Here is a 24,137-nt window from a genome sequence, read left to right as displayed (position 1 = left end):
TGAAATAGTTACTCCTGCTGGTTTCATGTAATTTTCATCAACAGCAAACGCCACATGAAATATATTATTTTTATTTTTTGCATCAAAAATACATAATTTATTTTTAATTATAACTTTCAGATCCACATTGATATCCTTTCAGAAAAATGAAAACGATTGACTTTACTATAGGATAGGACAATTTTTAGTAAAATGTATAATGATAACAATAAAATATCAGTCAATCGTTTTCTTTCCATATCAATTATGCAGTACGATACCAACCCATCAACTTAACGTAAGCGTTAGTAACACTAAAGCTAGAACCTTTACCTGCAGATGATGTATTTCCACTGACTGAATGGCTATGTGCTCCTATGCCTATTGCAAAAGAATGGCTGTGACTACCTCCACTGGATATCAATTGAGCTCCTGTACCTGCATAGGTCATATAACCAGGGCTACCTTCTCCATGTGCAGCTCCTGTTACACCTAAATAATAATCAGCATTTCCTAATCCTACAGGATCCCCTCCCCATGTGGCTGTTCTATCGGACCAAAGTTGATGATTATGCCAACCACTAGTGCCAGTTGAACCATACTTAGTTCCATAATCAAAATTACTGGTATTTGCTGAAAACTGATGCTCATGTGCAGGCATCTGTGCAACAGTCAAAGTTACTGAGTCATTACCACCTGTTGATAGAACATCAGACCCGCTAGCTGCAGCTAAACGGACTGTTCTATGCTCGCCAATATATTTCCATGTAGTACCGGGAAATAAGTGATTAGGATTCTTATTTTGTGCAAACCATAAAATGATACCAACGGGATATAATACATCGATAGACACCGCATGAGACAGCGCCTCAGTGACTGCTTTTTGGCTCATTATCTGATTAGTGCTTTGTCCTGTAGTCTGCGCAATAGCTGATTTATCCAGTTTTCCACTCAACGAGGCATTTGTTGCATAATCACCTTTTACCTGAAAACGGGCATCCGATTCTTCTTTGCTATAAGCCCCCACCTCATCAGCAGTCAGATCAGCTTTTAATTCTACCCAAGCATTGCCTGCTTTTGGTTCTTCCTTGTTGTTCTCAATGCGTGATTGCCAGAGCTTTTGTTTATGGTAGACCAACCCACGCAAAAAATAAGGTTGTGCATCACTGCTCCATTGTGCTGCACCAAAGGCTTGCATTTCCCCAACGGCTTCAGTGATATCGTGGAAAATACCGTTCATCTTTTCACGTTCGATATTCATTGCAGTAGGATCTTCGTTTGGATCAAGCCCATATCCACTACCATAACCTTGAGCATATGAAACAGTACCATCTTCTCGAGGCTCATCAGGAATAGAAACTCTATCTCCCTGAGCTGCAAAGGGAACTTTAAATGTTTTTGTCATGAGATTAGGCTCCGAAATGGCTGTTAAAAAAATTGGCATGTGAGTAGCCAAAGCCAAAGATATTACTGACACTGTTTTCAGCTTGATTTAGTGTGACAGTTTGTTTTTCCCTGATTGTAGTATCAGGACGTACATTATCTTTTTTCGTCGCCTTATCAGGTTTATTATCTTGAGTATTCATATATAACCCTCATTTAATCAACAAAGTACATTGCTAAGTAATATGAAGGCGGTAGGCACGTCTCCGCCTGTAAACATCAAATTAGGTTTATCAATACGGAAGTGTTTATTTTGGAAATATTCAATGAATAGCTTAACTATGTATATTAGTTCACATTTTATATCATAGTAATGACACGTTACATAAAGAAAGGAGTTAACAAAGTTTATTTAATGACTAATTATTTATGAAAGATTACATGAAGTTTTTATATAAATCATATTATAAGGAAAATATAATGTTATTATCAGAGTATAGATGCAATGTTATTTATTAATATTAATACTCTAAGCAATTACATCTGTGATATCCCAAAAAACACCCTAGTTATCAAGAGAGCCGATACCAGCCCATTAACTTAATGTAAGAATTTGTGATATTAATGCTAGAACCACTCCCTGCATTTGATGTGTTTCCATTAACTGAATGACTATGTGCACCTATACCTATTGAAATTGTGTGATTGTGATTGCCACTGTCAGATATCAACTGCCTGTTTGAGCCAGTATTCAATAAATATCCGGGAGGAGCGTCACCATGTGTAGCTCCTGTTACGCCTAAATATGAATTATTGTGACTTAACCCAACAGGTGACCCCAGTGTTTCCCATGTTCTATCCGACCAAAGTTGATGATTATGCCCACCTGCAGTGCTAGTTGTAGCCGACCTTGCGCCATAATCAAAACTGCTAGTATTCGCAGAAAATGAATGACTATGAGGCGGCATTTGTGCCACAGTCAAAGTCATTGAATCACTACCACCTGTCGACAGTACATCGGAGTCACTAGGAGCAGCTAATCGAATGGTTTTATTCTCACCAATATAAGCCCATTTAGTTTCGGGAAATAAATTATTTGGGTTTTTATTCTGCGCAAACCAAATAACAACACCAACAGGATAAATTGTATCAATATTTACTGCATTTTTAAGTGCCTGAGTCACAGCATTCTGGCTCATAATCGCTGTTGTTGAACCTCCTGTAGCTTGAGCAACAATGGATTTATCTAGCTTTTGCCCTAATCCACTACTTAATGCTGAATTTGTTGCATAGTCACCAGCAAGTTGATAATTTCCCATCTGCTGATATTTAGCATCAGATTCCGGCTTGGTGTAACTCTCCCCTTTCAGCGTATAATTCCCGGCAGGTTGATAGTTGCCCTTCGGTTGAAAACGATTATCAGACTCTTCTTTACCGTAGCTATAACCGGCAGGCGTGTAGTTCCCCAATGGCTGAAAGCGCTGGTTGGCTTCTTCTTTGTTGTATGCGCCTACATCGCTCGCTGTCAGGTCAGCTTTCAGTTCGAGCCAACCATTACCGGTTGCGGGTTCTTCTTTGTTGTTCTCAATACGGGATTGCCAGAGCTTTTGCTTGTAATACACCTGTGCCCGCAGCGGATAAGGCAACGCCTCAATGGACCATTGCGCTGCGCCGAAGGTTTGTATTTCGCCGACAGCTTCGGTGATATCGTGGAAAATCCCGTTCATCTTCTCACGTTCAATATCTTTCGCTGCCGGATCGGTGTTCTGGTCACGCTCGTAATCATAGCCGTAACCTTGCGTGTAGGAGACTGCACCGTCTGCTTGGACTTCATTAGGTATAGCGACCCTGTCCCCTTGCGCGGCAAAGGGGGTTTTAAAGATTTTAGTCATGGAATTAAGCTCCGAAGTTACTGCTTAAGTAGTTGGTGTGTTTTTTGCCAAAGCCAAAGGCTTTTTTCGTGACGACACGGAATTTGACGCCAACACCGGAAGGGCGGGGCATCAGGTCAAAGTTTTCCAGTAAGACCCGTAACTGCTCATCAGGATTGAAGTTAAAAACGTAATATATATAAGTCATATCCAGCGGATCGAGCACAAAGACCTTGCTGTCATCACGCCAGAAAAAACGTTCTAAAAAGGTATTGATGTTAACTACTGTCGGACTTTGCGTCAGATTGAAGTAGCGCATGCGGATAATCAGCCGCTTTTGCCCAGTGGTCAGTTGCAGGGTGTAATCACTGTTACGCCGGAAGTTGCCCTTAAAATTACGTTTCTTACCAAAGCCCACACCGATTTTAGTTTTATCACTGGGGGCCACATCAATTCCCAGTGACACATCCAGAATGCGCGCCCAGACCGCCAGCCCGAAATCATTGGCGGTATCGATATTGAACACATCCCGATACCAATTGCGCCAGAACGCCACATTGCTTTGCTCAAAATAGGCGGCTTTGCGGTACGCCAGTGTGTTGAGTTTCGGGGCGTTTTCGTACTGCCAGAGGATGGCGCGCAGCAGATCAGAATGAAAATCAAATGATTGTATTTTCATGTGACCACCACCTGCACGGAGCCGCGATGCAATCGGGCCACTTCGTTGAGTTTGATGGGGATTGTCCCCATTAACCAGTTCTGGCCATCGGTGGACAACTCCACTTTGGTGATAAACAGTCGCGGTTCGATGCTGTTAATAGCGGCGGAAATTTCAAACGGTGACACTTCCCGCCCGACGACCAGACCGCTATCACCGTCCAGTTCTCCTCGTACCCATTGCTCAATAGCAGCCGGGATCAGACTTTGAGCGTCCATCGTGGATTTTTTTACCGTGACGCGGCAGAAGATGATTTTCTCGGTCGGGCGGTCAAAGCGGATTTCATATTCCTGCCCGCTCACCCGTTCGGTGACAATCACCACTTCCTGTCCGTTATAAGCTGCACCGATGGTTTTGGTACGCAATAACGCACGAGCAATCGCTTCCCGATCGCCGCCCTCTACGCAGACATAGACGCTGTGGGGTAACAGTTTAATACCATCAAGGGTGAGTATCTGTGCGGTCGCATTTTCCCGGTAAGAAAGCGAGTTCACCCCTTCCAATTCGTACAGGGAAGACGTGATCGCTTCGCCCACGCTGACGGTATTTTTGGCCAGTGTCTGTTTACGGCGGCGTCTTGCACTGATATCCGATTCAGCTTCACGCCCGACAACGGCATGAGTCGGATTTTTGACAGTCTCCCAGCCCAGAATCGAACTGGCCACACGCTCAAGGTGTCCGGCTTTGCATTCGATACTACCCGGTTCAACCGCCCGCATATCATCGGTGGTTTTGCCGTTCTTGCCGATAATCAGAGTACTGATCGTTTCAAATCGAGCGCCGGTCACCGATTCCGCCTGTGACCCTTTCGGGATCACCGTATCAGGTACGCCGCTAAATTCTACGTTACTGAGATATGACCGTGTGGCGGAAAAACGCCCGCCCCCCATCAGTGCCCAGATCGCATCTAAAAAGAGTCCACCGGCAATGTCCGGGTTTATCTGGTTGGCGAGTTCGGCATTGTTACGCACCATGGCATCACGGTTCTCAATCTCCATCGTCACCAGCACCCCTTGCGGAGTTTCCGGTGACAGATCGATGTCCTGCCCGAATGCGGCGTAAAAGTCATTTTCCACCCCGCTGCGTAGCTCTGCCGTATCCGGCACAACCACGCCCTGCCGGGTAATGTAGTGATAATCAGCCATTGAAGGTAAAACTCCCGTAAATAGAGCGGATAGTGGCGAGATAACGCAATGAGTTATCTGCAATCGTGGCTTCAAACGAAACTACCTCTTCCACACCCACCACTTCGTGCATGCGTTCTCGGAATGCCGCTTCAAACATCGGGATATCAGCCTGCCGACCAAACACGGTTTTCCAGTACGGCAAACCTTTATCCACTTTATGCAGCATTTCCCCGCGCAGAGCACGAGCATAATGGACGCAGAGATTCCTGACCGCTTGTGCGTTTTTACACAGTGACAGGTTGCCATCATCACCCAGCACCAAATCGTTATTGGCATCCACCGCAAAAGTGATCATAACGGTACTCCTGTATGACCCTCACCGGTGTGAACACCACTGTGTTGGTGGGTATCACCGATATTGCGTCCGTTATGGTGCATCGTGCCGCCATAAGAATCACTGTTACCATTGACCGCATAGTTGCCATTAATCATGACATTGCCGGTGAATATCGTTTCAGGTGCGTTAACTTCAAATTTAGGCGTGTCCAGTACAGCCTTATCCTTGTGCAGTGACAAGCAAACGCTGCCATCCATTGACTGGATAACCAAGGCATCGATATTTTTGCCCTCAATCACCCAGCCTTTCAGGGTATCGGGGAAGAACATCGCATCACTGAACGAGTGCAGCCGCGCCGTGTTCGGCTGGTCTTCCTGTCCACCGCGCTGGCAGATCAAGCTGATATCCCGGTCGTTGGCCTTTAACCAGCCAAAATCACCGGGCTTGATGGGAACGCGCAGAAAAAAGCCCCCGCCACCAAAACGAAATACCGGGATATTCTGGACCGGTGCACGAGATATCGTCTGTCCTTCGGTGGTGGCCATCATCACCAGCGGTTTAATGACTGCACGGTTGGTGTGCTCATCATAACTGACCACCGTCGCAGGCAGCATATCTTCAACATTGAGCAGCAGGTTGCGGAAAGCCGCCATAAACTGCCCCGCCAGACTACCTTCACTGGCGATATCACTATTGGGTTGGTTCATGTTTACGCTCGCTTACAGGTGGCGGTGTAGAAAAAGGCATCATCGTGGGAGGTAATATCAAATTTCAGTTGCTCAATAAGGTAATCGCCGTTCAGTGATTTGTTCAGTTTACTGTCCAGCCGCAACAGGCCACCGAGGAAAGACTCACCATCAATCAGAAAGCTGACGTCAAGACCCTTTTCAGTGGCCTTGGGAATACCCACCATACCCGACTTCATATTCAGGATACGCAGGCGATTCTTCAGCGCTTTATCGCTGTCTTTGACGTATAACACGTCATCATCAATAAAGGCTTTGACACCGCCGGATTCCTGCAAGCGGGCAATTTGTGACAGTGCCGCGCCACAGTAGTACCAGTTAGCAATGTTTTTCTCGCTGGCCTGAAAATCCAGTTTGACCTTGCAGTCATTAGCGATACCCTGTGCAATCTCGGACAGCTTTTTGATGGCTCCGCCACTGGATGAGACGATATCACCGCTACGGCTGTTGCCTGTTTTGGCTTTCAGCGTCAACGTGACATCGGGTGGTGAGACAATTTCAGCACTGACAATATCACCGACAAATACCCGAAACAGTCCGGTATTCACCCGACCGGCTTCGAGTATCAAACGGCGCGGCTGTTTGTTTTTAGTGTAGGGACTGGTTTGAGTGAGAAGGTAATCGCGGGTATCGCTGCTCAGACCATCAATATTGACCGAACATTCATTTTGCAACGGATTGGCATATTTGGTGCCGGAAGCTGAGATGCGCATGCCTTCGTACCAGTTGAGCCGCCCGCTGACTTCAATCCCCAGCCGGATGCGTCGCAGGTCTATCATCATCACTCCAATAAATAAGCGTTTGGGTCGATTCGAACTGTTCCCACCAGGGCAGTTCATCCTGTTCAGTCAATAAGGCAAAATTACCGGTCGAACCGAGGTAGGCATAAGGAATTAATGGGGCATTGGGCATTAACCGGCTGCCCTGAATAATCATCACATCATCACGCTGAATATCGCACAGCATTATGTTTCTGGCGGCTTTGAGGGTGATCACCCAATTGGTGTCACCAAGCGTCACGGCCAGCCGTTGATTGGGAATGGCCCGTAACGGGATTTCACGCATATTAACCTCCGCTATTGTTTTGTCCCGAATAAGCCCTCACCATCCATGATTTTAGTGGCGATGGATTTTTTCTTGCCCTCAACGTCTTTAGTCTGGACATTGCCCCGATTGACCGTGCCGGACTGGGCTTTTTTCGCCACCCGACGTGGTGGCAGCTCGCCGTATTCCGGTTCGATGCTACGCCACTCGGCAAAGCGCAACGATAGTTTAATCGCATCCGCCATTTCCGGTACTTCATCATGGTAGAAGTGAGTCAGGATCATCGGCTGGTAAGTTTTCACCCGTGTCTGGATACCCACCAGTTGGTGCGTATCGTAAGCCTGCTGCATGGCGGCAAAGTGGTTCTTGAGTTCGCCGGTGAGCAGCACTTCTATGCCAATTTCCACCGCTTCAACCACAATATGGTCACTGCGGGTTTCGCCGTTCTCCACCTGAAATTTCGTCACCTTATGCTCATCACGCACACTCACCTGCAAAGGATTGGCTGATTCAAACAACGTGGCAAACGTGTCCACATTAAAGATTTTCACCTCAGTGATCATTTCGCCACTCCTGTCGCTGTTTGCTGGCCTAAATCTTTCAGCTGGTTATTCAACTCACCTTTCATATCCTTAGCGACACCTTGGGCGTCCGTGGCCTGTGTGGTGATAGTGATTTCGCCGATTTGGGTATTGGTTTCATGCGTCTGGTGCGATTGGTTGCTGATAGCCTGACTGGTGACCGGATTAAGCGGGTTATTGGACGCAGCAGTCAGGCTCTGGTTAAGTTTATCGATATCGGCTTTCAGGGCTTGTTTATCATCGGCGTTGATATTGTCGGGTTTCGGTGGTTTGGCTGTGATCTCACCGGCTTCATTGATGGAGCGCTCAACCACCGCCACGGGCTTATCCTCGCCAAAACCAAACCAGCCCTTGACGGTACTGAAGCCTTTGGATACGGCATCCAACCCTTTGCTTATCCAGCCAATGACTTTTTTCACCTGTTCCCACATCCAATCAAATGCCCCCACAACGGCATCGGACACCGAATCAAAGATACCGCTGAACTGCTTACCCCATGCCAGTAAATCCGTCATGGAACTTAGCAGCCAGTGGATAAACTGAGTAATTTTCTGATCCATCGTATTGAACGCATCAATGACCAAATCGGCGACAAATTTCACTGTCGCCTTCAGGTAGCCAAACAGCATTTTCCACGCTTCCCACAGCAGCATGATCACTTTCTTCACTATCGGGTACTTATCCAGTATGCGCCCGATCATCGAATCATTGCCCTCGATAAAGTTCATGATGTCGTCATACACAAGAGCAAAGGCCGCTGCCAGCAACGCAATAGCGGCAATAATCGCCAATATGGGCCAGGTGGCTGCCAGTGTCGCCGCAGCCGCTGATAGCATCGGCGGCACGTAATAGGCCGCAACAGCAACGCCGATAGCCAGAAAAAAGCCAATAATGAGGTGCTTGTTTTCTTTGCAAAAGCCGATAAACCGGGAAAGCCAGTCCATGCCTTTAGCGAGAACGGGAATGACCATTTCCAGAAAGCTATTTTTGAGCAGGCCCGATGATTGCTGAAACTTGTTCATTGCCGCATTGAATTTGACCGATTTTTCGATGCTCTCTTTGGTGATGCCTGCGTACTCTTTCTGGATCCCCATCACCCGTTCCAGTTCTTTACGGCCTTTCATCATCATTTCGACGGTTTTGTCATCGGAGACGCCCAATCCGGCCAGTGTTGCCTTCGCTTTGTCAAACTTCATGCCCTTGACTTTATCAGCGGTGGCCAGAATCTTCTCCATCTTGTGGGTCGTGTTGCCGAAGGCCTGTGACATCGCCTCAAGGTCAGCCTGCGCAGCTTCACGCGAGCCGCCCAGTTCTGCCATTGCACCACCAAATGCATCAACATCCTCGGTTGCCATACCGATTTTCTTGCCGAGTTTATCCAGTGCTTCAATTTCTTGTGAACGTGACACCGCATCAGCAAAAATCCCACCGATACTCATCACGATACCGACTGCACCCAGGGCTTTGGTCGCAAATCCTGCCACGGATTCACCGGCAGTTTTGTATTTGCTGTCAGTCTCAGTCAGCGCACGTTGAAGATGATGTTGGGCTTTGGCTTCATCAATCGCCGCCTGAATGCCTTTAGTCCGCATCGTTTCGACAAACCGGGCATAATCAGCTTGCAACACGTCTACAATGGCATTCACCGCTTCTTTCGCTTTGACGTTCTTTTTCTCGGCATCCGTCAGGCTATCCAGTTCACCACTGAGCGTGCTCAATTCTCCCTGTAATTGATCATACTGCGCCGTCAGTTCAGTCACGGTTGTACCGTTGTCCTGTAAGCCGAGACTGGCTTGCTCACGCTGACTGTCCAGTGTGGCAAGCGCCGTTTCCAGTTCGCAGATCCGGGTGCGTACGGCAGTCAGTTTCTCCTGCGTATCATGAATATTGACATCAATATCAAGCGATTCTCCGCCCGCAACGGCTTGCAATGACGTTGCTAATTCCTGCACAAACTGACCAAACCCGCCCGCACCGGCTTCTGCTGCCTGTTGTGCCTGCCGCATATCAGCCAGCATGTCATCGGTCGAACGGCGGAATGATTCAAAGGCAGCATCAGCCTGACGGGTATCAAATTCAAATACCTGCACAAAGGTATCTAACAATGACATACATTACCTCGTTGTTGACGCGGCTAACGCTTCGTTATAACGGTTGGTGATGGCGATCTCCCACAGGTCAAACGCCTCTTCCAAATCTATGGACGTTTTGAGTTCGGTGAGGGTGGCGTAGCCTGCGCTGACGATAACGGCAATGAAGCCATCAGCGTTTTGATAATCGACGGGAGTGAACCGCTGATTTTGTCCAGCAGGAAGAGGAGGAAACCGCGGCTCCCGTCGGTCCCGAAAAAACTGGTGTTGTACCTCAGCATTTCCAGTTCGAGGCGGATCAATGCTTCGCCATCCGGCACATGGTTATCAATCAGGGTCTGGGTTTTCAGCAAGATCTCCTGCCCATCCACCTCGACCGCCACATAGCGCATCATCTTCAGCATCGCTTCATGGCTGATAGCGTAATCGCCAATTTTCGGCGCATTAGACAGCGGGTATTTCGCCAGAATCTCGCGCCCGATGGTGGCAGGCAGTCGGCTGATAATAAAGGTATGTTCCTCACGGTCGGCATCCGTGATAGCGATGGTTTTAGGTTTAATTAACATAACGGTCTCAAATCAGAAAAGGCGGAAAATCCGCCCGAAGTAATGAAAAAGCACTTAGCGTGCGCGAGTACGATCAAAATCCTGAAAGACAAATGTGTATTGCTTCGATTTCAATCGCCCGGCACTGGCAGCAGAGTTACCCCGACTGCCATTAGTGATCTTGCCATTACGGGCGGTGGTGGTCGAACCATCACCATAAGAGGCAACCAACGTGATAATGTCACCGGCATGGCGGCGACCTTTCTTGGCAGTATTGGCTTCTAGCAAGATGGCAAGGTTTTCATCTTCCTCACTGCCTGCCAGTACGTTGATGGTCACCGTTTGTGGTGTCGGCGTTGACCAGTAGGTCAGGTTACCGTTGATATCCATCCCGGTCTGGGCAATATCGACAGCAGGTAAGTCCAGCGGATCGGCATCATCCGCAAACTGGGTAATTTGAATGCCTGCCGGGAATGTGGTGCTGGCCTGTATCACCAGACTTAAGCCGGTAGCGGAAATATCGTACATTTTTCTTACTCCTTAAAACCAACCTTAAACCAGATTGTGGGAACCTTCGACTTTACGTACCCAATCGCCCTTACCGTAAATCAACACATATTTCATGGCGTATTCGGGCAGGCCGGAAGCCCCTGTTTGCTCCACAATCTGAGCGTTATACCAATAACCTTTGTCCTGTACGTCATGCCAAGCCAAATCATCCCCGGAAGCATCAGCAACGGCGAGTTTCTGCACGTCTGTTAAGGTTTTGCCCGGTAAGATAGTGCCATTATTGAGTGCTTTGGTGACAGCGCCTGCAATGATAGTCATAGCACGGGCTTCGCCGTCTTTGTTCGCCGGAATACCGCGTGTGGCCATCAGCAGACTGAACCATTGCTGGGTAATATGGGCTTTCAACCACTGTTCGTTAGCATGAACGCTCATATCCAGCGGATTGGACGATGAGCCACACAGAAAACCGCGTTGATAGAAACGAATTTGTGACCCCGCCACGGCGGTTTCACCGTAGTAGTTAACCCGTAATTTATCGAACCGGTCAGCATCCAGATCGGCACTGATTTGAGAAGGGAAAGTCACCCCAAACTGGCGGTACATGTAGTTGGTGGTCGCGTTATTTCGGTCGTAATCAGTGGCGGCCATGATCGCCATCGGTAATGCCTGTACAAAAACAAGCTCGTCCGTTTTCAGGTTCAATCCGGTCGATGCCGTACCGACCAGTGCAGCGCTCCAGTCTTCCGCTTTTTCTGCTGTGACCGCCAGATGCAACTGGTATTTGACATTTTCCCCTGCCACATACTCTGCCAGTTCAACCGCTTGCGGCAGAGCCATCTCCGTTAAAAAGGTCGCGCTACCGAACGAATCAGAGATTTTCTCGGCGGCAATGAAAGCCGCCAGTGGCGATTGTGCAGCATTGCCTGCCGAACGGTTGCCGGATGAAAGCCCCATCGCATCAGCAAGCACCGAATAGGTCACGTTGATCTCAGCTTTCTCCTGCACCCCGCCATTTAAGACAAAAGCATGTCCATTGCGTTAAAGGTCAGGTAAGCATTGGCAAATTGCGGGGCTTTCTCCGCGTTCAGTTTGGCTTGTACCGCAGAAGCAATATCGGCATAAGAAGTTGCCTTCGATAAGTCAATATCAGTGAAGGTTTTCATGACACTGCCAATCGTCACAGTAAAAGTGCCATCAACCAGTGCTTTCAGTTCATCAAGGACAGCGGCTTTGCTACCATAAATCGCCGGTGTCCGGCCTATCGGCTCATAAGCGGCAATCTGTAACTCTTTCGGCTTACTGACAGGCGCAGGACTCACGTAACTGAAATACTGTCGGGCAAATCTGGCCTCCGGCGAGTCGCTCCCCAGCAGGGCGTCAATTTGACCGGAAGCAAACTCTAACACTTTGCCTGCCGGAATTTTCGGGTTGGTTGAAAACAAGCGTCCCGTCAGTTTGCGCATGGGTACGCTGGATGCACCGATCACCGCACTGGCGATATCGACGTATCGGGTTTGTTTTATCGGCATAAAATCACCTTAGATTCGATAAATATCGGGAAACAGCACATTGACCGTGGCTGTGTTGGGTTTGATGTTACGTAAATGGGTGATAGTGATATCAAACGAGGGTGACAACTCGTAGTTGCCCTGATCGTTAATCAGAAATGGCATGCGTAAATTACCTGCGCGTTGGATGCCAATCCCTTGCTTGCGCAGCGTCTCCACAAAAGGTAGCGAGTTCATGATCATGCGCACGGTGGCAGTAATATCACCCGCAGTATACTGTTCAAAACTCCCTACGCTCTGTACCTGTAGCGTTTTCTCCACAATCTGGGTTTCACGATGGTTGGCGTTGCGATCAGCACAATGATAGCTTCTCCCTTGCCAGCCGTGAGCGCTCTCACTGATGGGAAAAAACATCACAAAGCGGTTCTCTCGTCCTTGTTTGGTCGATTGAAAACCCGCGACGACAGGCACAGCAATACCCGCTTCATTTAATTGTTTCAGCAGTTGTGCGCGCAGGGCAATATAAACGTCATTATCCGTCATACTCACCGGCCTCAATGCAGACAATCGACAGCCAGCCATCCTGTTCGTACCAGTCGGCATCGCCCATCACATCATAGCGACGCCCGGCAAAAACCAGAAAATCCGGCGACTTGCCCCGTTGGATATGGCGGATATCGTGCGTGGTGTAGAATTTACGGTAAATTTTCGCGGTATCCAGCCCCATATCCTGCCCATCCTGCGTATCGATGGCCTGCCAGCTTCCGCAAATGGCTATCGGATCATGATAGGTGTTTTGCCACTGACCTAATGCATCCAGCTCACGCGATCGGAAGCGATACCACTGTACGGTTTGTTGCGGGATATAGCGCGAGGCAATGCGCTGTAAATTGCCGAACATGATTATTTGTCCTCCACATTGAACGTGACGGATTGCAGCATCAGGCCGCTGTCCACCAATGGCTTATGGGTTGCTTTGCCTTTGCTGTGACGGCTTGCCCGTGCTTTCACGGTGTTGTCTTTCAGTGGCGGCGTAGTCACAGCTTGGATAGCAAGCTGAATATCACCGACGGCAACACTACCCATCTGGCTCAGACCATCGGAGACTGAGAGAGTGTCATCAATAGCGGCTTTAGCCGCACGAAGCATCAAATCAGCATATCTGGCCTGATTATCCTTCATCGCCGGGCGCATAAAGGGACGAGGCGGAATATTACCAGCAGAACTGCCCAGTTCCTGAATCGCAGCCACATACGCAATCGGTGTGCCGTCAGGGTATTTTGTGTGTTCAAAGAAACCGACTTTAAGCTGCTTCTTGCCCAGCTCGTCATACACCCGCTTGAGCCGGGTTAGTTTCGGACTCATCGCCATACCCGCCCCCCATTAGGGAACCGACCGCCGACACCGCGAAAAGCCGACCGTTCGCCCCGACCACCCACATACATCGGAGCACGCCCACAACGATTGAGTAACGCCAGATATTGCTGACCAAAAGGCGTTAAGTTAAACCAGTGCGAGGTATTCGAACCCACAGGTGGGGCAGTAAAGCTGACATTAACACTACCGATAGTAGCCGCAGTGACAACGCCGGTTGGCGATTCGCCCTGAGCCATTAACTGGCGCAGTTGCAGCATATGCGCCACCACCAGAATCCACAGTTCGTCAGTACAAACACCCCGGCACGGTGAAAAATAATGCCGGGCGGATTGGGCGATGATTTCGAGTTCCTCATCGGGTTGAGCATCAAACTGCGGATACAACACCCGAAACGCTTTCAGGGGGAATGTATCCGTGTTCATTATTTGCCCTTACCTTTATTAATCTTCGGGGTATCTTTGCCCTCAGCCTCCAATGATTCCGGCGTATCGGGGGCTGACTGGTCGCTGGCCTCCATATTAGTGGCCACTTTTTCGGGATCGGCCTCGCGGCTTTCAACAGTGATAAAACCATTTTCCTTATGCAGCCTGAAAACAGGGTTGTCTTTAAGCTGGGCATACTGTTCGGCACTAACTTCGGTCACACGCCCGCGTGGGGTGTGCATCGCCCGGGTCATGATATTGGCCTGCCCGTGAATAAACACTGCACCGTCACGCACGGTATAGTTCTGGTCGTTGGACAGGGTGCAATAGATATAGAGAGATTGAGACATGAAGAAACTCCTGCCTTGAAAAATAAACAAAGTGCCCTCAGCAGAGGGCTGAGATTAAATGCCGGTTAAGCGGGTGAGCGCCCACGGACGGGTTACAAAAATACCGGCGGTGGCGTTGGTTGCATCTTCCAGATAGCCCTTGATGCCATTTTCAGAACCTAACAATTGGTATTTCACCGGCACGACCTGCAGGAGGGTGGCATTAGTGGCGGTTGAACCGTCATCCACGCTGTCAGCGAACAGATATGTGATATCCACGCCACCGTTGGCTCCGACAAATTCCGGTGAAAAGATAAAACGCAGGTTCGGATAGTTTTCTTTCGCCCATTGTCTGACGGTTTCCCCCTGCGCCACCGGATTCGCTTTACTCAGCACAGAACGGAAGCCCAGTGGTAAAACCATTGTCATCGAATCGCTGTCTTTAATCCGGCCTCCGGACGATTTTTCGAGCCGGTCGAACAGGGTGTTCATATCCCCGATCACTTCGGCAAACGTAGCCTGCAACCACGGTTTCTTCACCGTCTCATACGCGGGCAGGTTAGGATCATTCAGCAAACCGAAAACGCGGGTCTGCGGACTGTTCAAGCCGTAGTAGCCCACGCGTTCACGGGATTGCTCCAGTGATTCAGTAGCAGCATGACGTTTTTCTGCTGCCGTTTCAAAACCGGCAGCTGACTGGCGAGCCTCTTCCAGCTTACCGACCTGAAAACCCTGTTCAAAACGGACAATGCCACGGTGTTCCAAATCCTGCACATAGGAGGCCAGCGGGATATTGGTATGATCACCATACAGCTCGGCCTTGCCCGTCGGCGTGGCAACATTCAGAATAATTTCTTCATCGTGCCACTCACCGGCGGTCATAACACCGGTGATCTCATCCAGAATACGGATACGGGTGGCAGTACGGATCAAACCCGGTAGCACATGCTGTAACATATGACGCTGAATAAAACCGCCGCTCATCGCCGGACCAGTTAGCGCCGAGTCCATCGCCGATAGCCCGCCAAAACCAATTTGTGACAGTTCGCTATAGGTCCACTTCTGGTCTGCTGTGATATGTAACGGTCCTCGCTGACTGATTTCACGCCCGGACAAATGAAATTTTTCTTTACTGACAGCCATTAGTGACCTCCCTGTGCTGCAACGGGATAAGGAATTTCAGTCAGGCGAACCACACACAGATCGGGTGTTTCTGCTGACTCCACATGACGGGAGACAAAGCCAATCACCCGATCATTGGCGGTTATCGGCTCTTTGGCAGACAGTTTGCCGTCAATGTCAAACACCACTGGTGCATTGATACGCGCAACACCCGTTTCAAGCTGAGTGTACACCTCGCCCATCGTTAGAAATTCGCCGGTGGTGCCGTTCAAAGCATATTCCGCTCCGATACGATAGGCTTTCGGGTTGATCATAATCCCGGCAAAAGCGCCGTCACCACCCACCCGCACCGTTTCGGCATGGTTATCTTTATAGGTGTAGGCCAGCCCGAACCCATTCTTGGTTTCATCCGCCGAGGACAGAACAGCCGCCGTCACTCGCACCGGTCCTTCGTGTGAAATTTCACCGACAACGCCCGATATCAGGCCGTTGGCGACACTTTTTGGTATGGCCATTATGCTTTGCTCCATTTGTCTTTGATGGATTGCTGGCTGATTGCCGCATCCATTGTTGAGGTGTTTTTTTGCGAGTCAGGCACACGCCCGTGCATCCACGCATCCAGTGCGATCACTTCCTGCCCTTTCTGACACGGAATACCGAGATGTTTGATACCGTATTCCGCTACACCCTGCTTGGTCATGCTGCTGTGGTCAAATACGCCGACAAACGGTGTGAGTTTGTGCACCAGCGTGTCACGGCCTGCCAGTTGTTTAATCAGATCGCCCGTGTCATAGGTGGGTTTCGCTTTCTCCAGCTTATTGACCTTGCGTTTCAGGCGAGAAATATCATCCATTGCCTGTATGCCCCGGCGAACTCGTTTGATGCGGCGATTCAGACTATCGGTCGTGGCCTGATCCAGATGCTCTTTGGCTTCTTCAATCGCCTGCTCTGCCGCTTCAATAGCAACTTCGGCAGTTTCCACTGCTTCGGGATCGCCGGATTCGGCAGCTTCTGCGGCAGTTTCCGCTTCTTCGACGGCATCCTCCACTTTCTCTTCCGCTTCGTCCTGCGAAGGTTTATCGGGATCGTCATCTCTCGTGTCTTTTTTATCCGGGTCATCATCTCCTGTTGGTGTTGATTGCCCGGACAGCGCAGCTCCAATCATCGCCTGCAACTGCTCGACCTGTTCCGGTGTGAAACCGTTATCGGTCGTGTTCTCTTTCTTGTCTTGTTCTTCAGTAGCCATACTGATTAACTCCTTGGTATCAATAGTGATAACGTGATCTTGCACCGCAACATCGGGGCCGGTTCGCCCTTCTGCCACCAGCGCTAAGTGATTGGCGCGGATATCGCGTTGAATGGCATCATAGTGTTCGCCATCAAACGTGCCGGGGGTGAAGTCGTAGCGGCAGCGATAACCCGGTGAAAGTTCAATCTTGCCGCTGGCAATCTGACTGAGTGCCGAATTGGATAAGATCTTGATATTGCCTTTGAGATACGGGTAATCGAAATAGACGCTTTCACCAATCACACCCTCAATGCCTTTTCTCTCGGCAGGGGTGGCCTCTTTGCCTAACATCTCGTGCTCATCCACAAACGGCATCAGTTTGAATGAGTTGATCGTGGCGATATTTTCCAATTCTTCCTGTGGGCGCAGTACCTTGTAAATCTGATCGGCAACGGGAGCGCCAATTTCCGACCCCAGATAATCAAAAACCCCCACTTTAGAGATGGGGTTATCTTTAACTTCCAGCCAGCCGTTCAGGTCGTAAGTGCGTTTACTCATGTCATGGGTTCTCTCCAAAATCGACAACGGGTGTCCAGAAGCATTTACAGTTTGGCAATTCACCCGGCAATCCGCGCTGACCTGTCCGGTCATCGATAATCGGCGGGTTTTTCAGCTCGAACACCTGACCATCTAACTTTTGATGCAGTTTGCGTGGTTCAGCACTGCCACCGGAGTGATGCCAGACCGCTTTGCGAATGCCTGCCGACTTCATCCGCTCATAATTAGCCGCCGTGGTAATTTTTCGCGTCTGGTCAACGGCGATAAACTGCGCCCGTTTTTCGGTCACGCTGCCAATCGCTCTGATTTCCCCCAGTAAGGTCTTTGCACCCTCACCCGCTTGGCTGATAGAACGTAATGCCGCACTTTCAATGCGAAAGTGAAACTGTTGCGGTATGGATTTAATCAGGGCGACATTTTCAGCGGTGGCAGCGGTCAGACGATCTTGCATCTCTGCCGGGCGTTCAGGGGTTTTAATGGTCAGGCCACCAGAAAGTTGTTTGAGTGAATCATCCAGATTACGCTTGGCGTTGAGATCGGTCTGACTGACAAACTGATCTGCCAGCTCTGCGGCTTTGCGGTTAAAGATACTGTCCCAGCGGCGTTTTAATTTGTTGAGCCAAATACGCGTCTGGCTGGCAATGCTGGCATCCATCGCTACCGATTCAGCATCATCCTGTAATTGGGTTAATACCTGTTCGTAATCTTTGAGCATCCGTTTGATTAGTCGTGACAGGTCACGCTGATAGCGGTCAGTTGCTGCCGCCGAATAATGCAGGGGCTTGCCCTTCATGACTGCTTGTCGCGCCGTTGCCCACTGTTCCCGGCTCTTCTTCAGGCGGAGTTTCTTCGCCATACGCATCCTCGTTAATCTCTAAGCCGAAGTAACTGGATTCTTTATCCGCTGCCAGTTTCTGGCGGATATCATGACCATCTACCGCTCCCACGTTGGCGTAGTTAACCGCTGTCTGGGAGTTTTTCAGCTCGATATCGGCATATTCAGCCGCTGTCGGGCTGTCCAGTGGTCGCCATGAGATACTGATGTCCACAATTGGCAACCCTTCACTGCGTAACAGGATTTCATAATGACGCTGGAGTAAATCTTCCAAATCGTTGGCCTGAATACTCTCCAGCTCTTCGCGGTAGGCGGCTTCTTCATACTCGCCACTGGAATTAAAGCCTTTGGGCGTGGTACCCAATAATTTAGTGGCAGGTACATTGGCAGCCGCGGCGACAAGCTGATATTGCGTCATAATGGTGGCATCTAAGTCAGCCAATGACGTATCAAACTGCTGAACAGTGTCTGAATTGCTGGTGATCTGCACACCGTAGTTATCCCGCATCAGCGCGAAATATTCGATATTCTCCGCAATCACGCCCTTATCCGCATTTTCTGCATCTGCCATACCGAGTGTTAATAATCGCTTAGTCATGGCTAGCTGCGGCGCTTCATTGGCGGTGCGCTCAGAGGCATACACACGCTCGTAGACGCGCTCTGGTACAGAGACACCAAAATAGTTGTACATTGGCTTGAGCACGTTCGGTACGGGGAACGGCACAAACTTCACCAGATGAGACTTGTGGTAACGCCGTCCGCCGATGCGGTAATAAGTCGGCTCGTAGAAATGGAGTGAGGCCGGATCTTGCACGTTATCGACAGTCAGTTCGGGTGTTACCCATTGTGGATCAATCTGCTTAATTCCCTTATACGAACCCGGCGCAACACCATCGGGATTAAAGGGATTTTCATAGAACTCTTTCGGGTTGGGTGTTTCCACCACAAACAGGGCAATGCGTCCCCCGTATACGCGCCCGAAATGCACCAGCTCTTTCATCGCCTGATGAATACGATATTTTTTATCGCGTTTTTTCAGTCGCTCAATAATGGTGCTATCTTCGCAATCAATTTCGTAACTCTGGCGAATGGCATCACGGGCAGGCATATTGCAGGCTTTATCCACCAGCCAATGCTTGGCAATCACCGCACACAGATTATTACCGATAAACAACTGGTTCGCATACCACGCGGCTTGGGCTTCCGATACGCCGTGCAAACTGCCTGCTTTAAACGAGGGGATCGAGCCATCCACCGAATCCATTGCCACGCCGGTCATTGTAGGCTGTGGCAATTCCAGTCCTTTAAAGTTGTTATCTTTAGCAAGCGAGGGGCATAAATCGGTGGAAAATGCTGAACGTTGAACAGGTTGTGCTGTAGGCTTTCGTTTTGAAAACGGCCACATAAACATTACCTCTTGGTTGTAAAGAAACTGCCTTTTTTCTGGTACAAATCGCGTAGAGCCTGCGTCATGCAGTCCACCACATCATCATGCGCTCCGACTGGGAAAGTGGTAATTTCGTTAACGGCATCGACCACCCACGGTGCAATATCTTTATGCGGCAAAAAGATATTACCGGCTTCCCACTCCGCCGTTACTGCATGAGCACGAGCAACTTTACTGCCATCCGGTTCAACCGGTATTAATCCTGAAACAATACTTCGAAGTGAATCCATGACTGCTGGGCCATTGGCTTTATCTTCCACCAGCTTACGGCGGCCTTGCGGGAATCTCTCCGCCAGTTTTTGCACGGCTTTCAGGGTTTCGGTAAAGGTCATCCGGGCGCGGATTTGATACAACAGATAGGCATTTGCTCCCTTTTTGCCCCAGACCTGCCCAACCACATAGTCCGTACCCTCACCATCTTTGAAAGTCATATCCCAACTGTGGATCACCTTGTCGAATTTCTCCGGCAAGTCTTTCGGCAGGTAATAGTTCACCCAGTCTTCTTTAAAGATTGTGCCGCCAGACGGCTTCGGCGACTGCTGATACATGGCTGACCAGAAGTAATCCCCAAGAATGGCTTTGGTATCGAGTAATTTTTCAATAGGATGCAACTCAGGCACTAAGGCTTCACCCTGTTCATTGATAGCGGGGAACGCCAGCACTTTGGCTTTCTGGCTGATTTCAATCACCTTGCCGGATAAATCATCGGTCGCCCAGCGTGTGGCCATAATGATCTCGCCGCTGTTTTTTGACAGGCGGGTTTTGAAGGTAGAAACGTACCAGTTCCAGATGGCGTTCTTGGTGGTTGCGCTCAGAGCCTCTTTCGAGTTCTTAATCGGGTCGTCGATAATACCCAAATCCACTTTCTTCCCCGTGAGTGGTCCACCGACCCCGGCAGCAATGTAAGAACCGTTGTTACCCATGATTTCGAAGGTGTCGCTGTTTCGCTTCGCCATCGTTTCAATCGTTACTACCCGTTTGGGGTTCAGTGAAGACGCTGGGAATAAGTGCTGGTATTCTTCGCTCATCATGATGCGCTGTACATCACGGTTCATGTCCGAGGCTAAATCTTTGCCGTAGGACAATCCGGCAACCCGTTTATCCGGGTACTTACCAAAGAAGTAAGCCGGGAGGTAACGCGAAACAATATCTGATTTACCATGCTGTGGCGGCGCACCCAGAATCAGTATCGGACGCTTTCCATCCATCATATCCAGCAGGAATTCATCTAAGGCCACGCAAACCTGTCGTGAAAAATCACTGGTGATATATTCCGGGTTTATATACTGAATGAACTCATGCAGACTGCGCCGGGCAATCTCTCTTTCGATAGCCTCATCCAGCATTGCATTATCGATATCCATGTCAGTGCCCAAAGTGAGAAAAATACGCGGTTCACGCCAAAATCACGGTGAAATGATTTTCACGTTTTTGATAACAAATCAGTAACAAATAAAAACCCGAAAATCAGACAGAAGAGTGAAACTTTTACCCGTTTAAGGTGACATTTTGATTGAGTTGGAAAGCGGCGATTCCTGAAATGTCCATTATGTTAAATAGGGCTACTTTTCCCGATTTTTTCTCAGTTTCAGTAACTGTTCAAAAGTCAGGTGACTGAGGTCGATAGGATTGGGTGTCATCGAGCCATCGCTAGAACTTAAATCGACTTTCTTCGCTGATTCCCAGCCGAGCAGTTCCGCCAGTTGCTTGATAGCAGATTTCGGGTCATGGAGTTTTAATTTGATACCATCTTTGCCCGTGGTCAGTTCAGAAACGGCGCTGAGTGCTACCGGATTCTGTAGGGCTGAATCTTTGAATTGCCATGTTGCCTGAAAGACGGGCTTGCCCTCGTCGTCTTCGCCTATCTGACTGTTACGGAAGTCGGCGATATCGTGAATAGAGACACGCCCCATTGCCGATAACCGCTCTAGGGCTTCCTGACGGCTCATAACCGCATCAGAAACTGCTTCTTGGTTCATGGCGTCGAGAAAGGTTTTAACATTATCAAATGTTATCATTCGGCTCGCCTGAGTTCGGGCAGATTCACCTTTCGCCTTCCCTCCTGCCTTACGATAAGCATCGACCTGATTTAATCCTTTCAGGATACCCAGTGCGAATTTTTGCGGTAATGGAGTTAAGGCATCAAAAAGAACTTTTTGCTCATCAGTGAGTTGGATTTTCTTTTGTGCCATTTTGCTTACCTATAAAGTCAGATAGCTATTGCCTACATTTAAAATTGCATTAGAATCTGTCAATTTATGTAAACATTAAAGGTCTATTCATATGGATAAATGGGTTTGTACTAAATGTGGCGAAAAGGAAATACCTCAAGACACAGAATATTGTGAAGAATGTGAAGATAAATCCTTAAAGAAAATTGGGGGGTGGCTTTATCTTCCTGCTATCGGTTTAATAGTCATGTTGTTTTCAAATATAAGTGGAATTTTCACAACTATTAGTGAAATATTTCCACTTTATAGCCAACTTATTGACCGTTGGAAATATTTCATGACATTCGCATTTATCTTGGATTTATTATTGTTTTTACTCATTATTGTCAATATCATTTTCTTTTTTAGGAAATCAAAGAAAACACCTTATCTATACATCTCTCTGCTCATATCCAACATCACTGTCCAAGTCATTATGATATTTTTAACGATAAATGTGATGTCTGCTACCGTAGATCCAAACTACACTCTCAACCTTATACGCAGTATTCTTCACGCTGCTGTATGGATACCTTACTTCATTGTATCAGTTAGAGTTAAAAAAACTTTCGTGAACTAACCATTCCAGCCTCTTTTTTATGTCTACCTGCAACCACCTGAAATGTGGTGGTTACACTCTGAGATTTACTGACACTGTGTTTTGATATACTCCTGCAACCCTAAAATCATTTGTTCGGAGGTTGCAATACGTTCTCTGAGTAACCAATAATTTCGGATAGCGGTGTCAGTTGGTCGGGCGGTGGTTGCAGTAGCCATACTGGAGGTGGTAGTGGTTTTAGACATAGAACACTCTGCTTTGATGTACACCCGCTCAGAATGAATAAGAGAAGCAGCGTGCAACCTATCAATTTCAACTTTGGCATTGGCGAGTTCCTGAGTGTGTTTAGTATCTAACTCATGCAGCATGTTAATGTGCGTATTTTGATAGTTGATGGTGTCGGTCAATTGCTGAATTTCGGTTATCTGGGCGTTATTGATACCGAGCTGTTTCTTGTATCCAGAGCGGTATAAGAAGGCTGCTGATGAAGCAATAATCAACGCGATAACAGTGCCGCTGGTGAAATTGAGTTTCATGATAAAAACATCTGATGTTCAGATGCTCTGCGACTATCTAACCCTCGCATAACCTTACCTGCCGCTTTATTCCATCGAGGGAATTCTGCCGCAGCGCCAATGTAATCACCTTGGTTAAGTTTCCGCAATAACGTGGATCCTGAAAAATTACCGCTGCCACAGTTGAAGATAAACGAGCACAGTGCATCGAACTGACCTTGATTCAACGGCACTCTAACCAATTGCCTTAAGGTGGCGTATATAGGTTGGAGATCATCATGCAGAAATACTTCAGCCTGCTGCTCTGTAATCACATCGCCTTTTTTAACCCCTTTGGTATGACCATAGCCAATGGTCCACGGTATGCCACCCGTTGCAGGATCGGGGTAGGCTTTCAGCTTCAAGCCTTCATACTGTTTGATGCATTCAAGACCTTTAGTGCTGATTTCCATCAGAGGATGCTCCCGTTTTCTTCTCTGCCGCTTTACGCAATAATTGACCAATAAAGTCCGTACCCAAGTAGCCAATCACCACACTACCGATGTAGGCCAAGTCAGGATTCAGACCAAACAGATTTAATACGTCACGAATGAACCAGGCGAACATGGCACACATAAAGGCATCGATTGACACCTTTAACCAGCCACCACCGTGATAGCGACCGCGAAGAAATGCCATTGTCCCGGCGAGGGTTGCTCCGATGCCTTGCTCTTTTATCGATATGAGCCAGTCACCGAGGTGTACCCAGATATCAGGATTTTCTTTCATCTTCATATTCCACCCCATTAGAACAATGGGCGTCCATGGGGGTGAAATAGGTTCGCCCCTGAGAGTTGTAGTGAATAATTGCAGTGGCAGATTGGGTTAATAAACAGATAGCCACTTCTTGTTTTCGTCCCTCAAATAAGGGAGAAAAAACGGAAATAGGTGATAAAAAAGGCTACACCAAAGTGCAGCCTAACAACCAGAATGTAGTTTTGATTAGATTAACCCTAATTCTGTTTAAGCCATTGCTGAAATATCTTCTTCTGAGTAGAAAATTTTCAGTGATGGCTTCTTCTCTTTAAGGCTGTAAGCAATCAATCCCGTTAAAACA

General features: G+C 48.4%; 29 protein-coding genes and 2 pseudogenes. 1 reads left to right on the top strand and 30 read right to left on the bottom strand.

All coding sequences use genetic code 11. From position 1 onward, the window contains the following. Positions 1 to 244: 244 nt before the first annotated feature. From AACX38_RS16650 to AACX38_RS16525, 26 genes and pseudogenes are all read right to left on the bottom strand, one after another. Entirely contained in the window at positions 245 to 1,384 is a 1,140-nt protein-coding gene (locus tag AACX38_RS16650; RefSeq protein ID WP_228864999.1) for a phage baseplate protein, read from the bottom strand. Between the two features lie 4 nt (positions 1,385 to 1,388). Continuing rightward, positions 1,389 to 1,565 carry a hypothetical protein gene (locus AACX38_RS16645; RefSeq protein WP_228864998.1) on the bottom strand — a complete coding sequence of 59 codons (177 nt, stop codon included), beginning with the start codon at positions 1,563 to 1,565 and terminating at the stop codon, positions 1,389 to 1,391. A gap of 369 nt (positions 1,566 to 1,934) precedes the next feature. Further along, positions 1,935 to 3,254, bottom strand: a complete 1,320-nt coding sequence (locus AACX38_RS16640) for a phage baseplate protein (RefSeq protein WP_228864997.1) — start codon at positions 3,252 to 3,254, stop codon at positions 1,935 to 1,937. Positions 3,255 to 3,258: 4 nt separating this feature from the next. After that, a complete protein-coding gene (locus AACX38_RS16635) occupies positions 3,259 to 3,912 on the bottom strand; it encodes a DUF2612 domain-containing protein (RefSeq protein WP_228864996.1) in 654 nt (217 codons plus the stop codon). Beyond that, a complete protein-coding gene (locus AACX38_RS16630) occupies positions 3,909 to 5,096 on the bottom strand; it encodes a baseplate J/gp47 family protein (RefSeq protein WP_228865001.1) in 1,188 nt (395 codons plus the stop codon). The genes AACX38_RS16635 and AACX38_RS16630 overlap by 4 nt, the downstream gene beginning before the upstream one ends. After that, positions 5,089 to 5,433, bottom strand: a complete 345-nt coding sequence (locus tag AACX38_RS16625; protein ID WP_228864995.1) for a hypothetical protein — start codon at positions 5,431 to 5,433, stop codon at positions 5,089 to 5,091. The genes AACX38_RS16630 and AACX38_RS16625 overlap by 8 nt, the downstream gene beginning before the upstream one ends. Beyond that, the gene (locus tag AACX38_RS16620) at positions 5,430 to 6,122 is read right to left on the bottom strand and encodes a Gp138 family membrane-puncturing spike protein (RefSeq protein ID WP_228864994.1); all 693 of its coding nucleotides are present in this window, start codon (positions 6,120 to 6,122) and stop codon (positions 5,430 to 5,432) included. Before AACX38_RS16620 ends, AACX38_RS16625 begins: the two co-directional genes overlap by 4 nt. 2 nt (positions 6,123 to 6,124) lie before the next feature. Further along, positions 6,125 to 6,940 carry a baseplate hub protein gene (locus tag AACX38_RS16615; protein ID WP_228864993.1) on the bottom strand — a complete coding sequence of 272 codons (816 nt, stop codon included), beginning with the start codon at positions 6,938 to 6,940 and terminating at the stop codon, positions 6,125 to 6,127. Further along, entirely contained in the window at positions 6,906 to 7,226 is a 321-nt protein-coding gene (locus tag AACX38_RS16610; RefSeq protein ID WP_228864992.1) for a phage baseplate plug family protein, read from the bottom strand. The genes AACX38_RS16615 and AACX38_RS16610 overlap by 35 nt, the downstream gene beginning before the upstream one ends. Before the next feature lie 11 nt (positions 7,227 to 7,237). Then, positions 7,238 to 7,768 (bottom strand): phage baseplate protein, encoded by a 531-nt coding sequence (locus tag AACX38_RS16605; protein WP_228864991.1) that lies wholly within the window; start codon positions 7,766 to 7,768, stop codon positions 7,238 to 7,240. Continuing rightward, positions 7,765 to 9,897: a hypothetical protein gene (locus tag AACX38_RS16600; RefSeq protein WP_228864990.1), complete on the bottom strand. Its 2,133-nt coding sequence runs from the start codon at positions 9,895 to 9,897 to the stop codon at positions 7,765 to 7,767. Before AACX38_RS16600 ends, AACX38_RS16605 begins: the two co-directional genes overlap by 4 nt. An 86-nt stretch (positions 9,898 to 9,983) precedes the next feature. Further along, positions 9,984 to 10,442, bottom strand: a complete 459-nt coding sequence (locus AACX38_RS16595; RefSeq protein WP_228864989.1) for a hypothetical protein — start codon at positions 10,440 to 10,442, stop codon at positions 9,984 to 9,986. A gap of 54 nt (positions 10,443 to 10,496) precedes the next feature. Then, a complete protein-coding gene (locus AACX38_RS16590; protein ID WP_099109835.1) occupies positions 10,497 to 10,949 on the bottom strand; it encodes a phage tail fiber protein in 453 nt (150 codons plus the stop codon). Between the two features lie 24 nt (positions 10,950 to 10,973). Beyond that, positions 10,974 to 12,460 (bottom strand): annotated as a pseudogene (locus tag AACX38_RS16585) (DUF3383 domain-containing protein). 9 nt (positions 12,461 to 12,469) lie between these two features. Beyond that, positions 12,470 to 12,982: a phage gateway protein gene (locus AACX38_RS16580; protein ID WP_228864988.1), complete on the bottom strand. Its 513-nt coding sequence runs from the start codon at positions 12,980 to 12,982 to the stop codon at positions 12,470 to 12,472. Beyond that, entirely contained in the window at positions 12,972 to 13,340 is a 369-nt protein-coding gene (locus tag AACX38_RS16575) for a phage collar protein (protein ID WP_228864987.1), read from the bottom strand. Before AACX38_RS16575 ends, AACX38_RS16580 begins: the two co-directional genes overlap by 11 nt. A gap of 2 nt (positions 13,341 to 13,342) precedes the next feature. Beyond that, positions 13,343 to 13,810, bottom strand: coding sequence for a hypothetical protein (locus tag AACX38_RS16570; RefSeq protein ID WP_228864986.1), 468 nt, complete (start codon positions 13,808 to 13,810; stop codon positions 13,343 to 13,345). Continuing rightward, positions 13,801 to 14,238: a DUF4054 domain-containing protein gene (locus tag AACX38_RS16565; protein WP_228864985.1), complete on the bottom strand. Its 438-nt coding sequence runs from the start codon at positions 14,236 to 14,238 to the stop codon at positions 13,801 to 13,803. The genes AACX38_RS16570 and AACX38_RS16565 overlap by 10 nt, the downstream gene beginning before the upstream one ends. Then, a complete protein-coding gene (locus tag AACX38_RS16560) occupies positions 14,238 to 14,588 on the bottom strand; it encodes a hypothetical protein (RefSeq protein WP_228864984.1) in 351 nt (116 codons plus the stop codon). Before AACX38_RS16560 ends, AACX38_RS16565 begins: the two co-directional genes overlap by 1 nt. Positions 14,589 to 14,642: 54 nt before the next feature. Beyond that, positions 14,643 to 15,710: a major capsid family protein gene (locus AACX38_RS16555; RefSeq protein WP_228864983.1), complete on the bottom strand. Its 1,068-nt coding sequence runs from the start codon at positions 15,708 to 15,710 to the stop codon at positions 14,643 to 14,645. Further along, positions 15,710 to 16,204 carry a structural cement protein Gp24 gene (locus tag AACX38_RS16550; RefSeq protein WP_099123428.1) on the bottom strand — a complete coding sequence of 165 codons (495 nt, stop codon included), beginning with the start codon at positions 16,202 to 16,204 and terminating at the stop codon, positions 15,710 to 15,712. The genes AACX38_RS16555 and AACX38_RS16550 overlap by 1 nt, the downstream gene beginning before the upstream one ends. Next, positions 16,204 to 17,475 (bottom strand): DUF2213 domain-containing protein, encoded by a 1,272-nt coding sequence (locus tag AACX38_RS16545; RefSeq protein WP_228864982.1) that lies wholly within the window; start codon positions 17,473 to 17,475, stop codon positions 16,204 to 16,206. The genes AACX38_RS16550 and AACX38_RS16545 overlap by 1 nt, the downstream gene beginning before the upstream one ends. A gap of 1 nt (position 17,476) precedes the next feature. Continuing rightward, positions 17,477 to 18,190 carry a phage minor head protein gene (locus AACX38_RS16540; protein ID WP_099109888.1) on the bottom strand — a complete coding sequence of 238 codons (714 nt, stop codon included), beginning with the start codon at positions 18,188 to 18,190 and terminating at the stop codon, positions 17,477 to 17,479. Between the two features lie 37 nt (positions 18,191 to 18,227). After that, positions 18,228 to 19,715 carry a phage portal protein gene (locus tag AACX38_RS16535; RefSeq protein ID WP_228864980.1) on the bottom strand — a complete coding sequence of 496 codons (1,488 nt, stop codon included), beginning with the start codon at positions 19,713 to 19,715 and terminating at the stop codon, positions 18,228 to 18,230. Between the two features lie 5 nt (positions 19,716 to 19,720). Further along, positions 19,721 to 21,121 (bottom strand): phage terminase large subunit, encoded by a 1,401-nt coding sequence (gene terL / locus AACX38_RS16530; protein WP_228864979.1) that lies wholly within the window; start codon positions 21,119 to 21,121, stop codon positions 19,721 to 19,723. A 198-nt stretch (positions 21,122 to 21,319) separates the two neighbouring features. Beyond that, on the bottom strand, positions 21,320 to 21,949 hold the full coding sequence (locus AACX38_RS16525) for a terminase small subunit (protein WP_228864978.1): 630 nt from the start codon (positions 21,947 to 21,949) through the stop codon (positions 21,320 to 21,322). A 91-nt stretch (positions 21,950 to 22,040) separates the two neighbouring features. Between AACX38_RS16525 and AACX38_RS16520 the strand changes: the two genes are divergently transcribed. Further along, positions 22,041 to 22,547 carry a DUF2569 domain-containing protein gene (locus AACX38_RS16520; RefSeq protein ID WP_228864977.1) on the top strand — a complete coding sequence of 169 codons (507 nt, stop codon included), beginning with the start codon at positions 22,041 to 22,043 and terminating at the stop codon, positions 22,545 to 22,547. Between the two features lie 65 nt (positions 22,548 to 22,612). Here AACX38_RS16520 and AACX38_RS16515 read toward each other — a convergent pair whose 3' ends face one another. The 4 genes and pseudogenes from AACX38_RS16515 to AACX38_RS16500 all read right to left on the bottom strand — a co-directional run. Beyond that, positions 22,613 to 23,062, bottom strand: a complete 450-nt coding sequence (locus tag AACX38_RS16515; protein WP_228864976.1) for a lysis protein — start codon at positions 23,060 to 23,062, stop codon at positions 22,613 to 22,615. Further along, the gene (locus AACX38_RS16510; protein WP_228864975.1) at positions 23,059 to 23,493 is read right to left on the bottom strand and encodes a lysozyme; all 435 of its coding nucleotides are present in this window, start codon (positions 23,491 to 23,493) and stop codon (positions 23,059 to 23,061) included. The genes AACX38_RS16515 and AACX38_RS16510 overlap by 4 nt, the downstream gene beginning before the upstream one ends. After that, the gene (locus AACX38_RS16505; RefSeq protein WP_228865000.1) at positions 23,477 to 23,809 is read right to left on the bottom strand and encodes a phage holin, lambda family; all 333 of its coding nucleotides are present in this window, start codon (positions 23,807 to 23,809) and stop codon (positions 23,477 to 23,479) included. The genes AACX38_RS16510 and AACX38_RS16505 overlap by 17 nt, the downstream gene beginning before the upstream one ends. A gap of 234 nt (positions 23,810 to 24,043) precedes the next feature. After that, positions 24,044 to 24,137, bottom strand: a pseudogene (locus AACX38_RS16500) (IS982 family transposase); the annotation flags it as partial.

The sequence above is a fragment of the Xenorhabdus sp. PB30.3 genome (assembly GCF_963895965.1).
In the GTDB taxonomy this organism is placed as follows: domain Bacteria; phylum Pseudomonadota; class Gammaproteobacteria; order Enterobacterales; family Enterobacteriaceae; genus Xenorhabdus; species Xenorhabdus stockiae.
The sequence above is the reverse complement of the archived record's forward strand: the minus strand, read 5'-3'. Positions and strand labels throughout refer to the sequence as shown.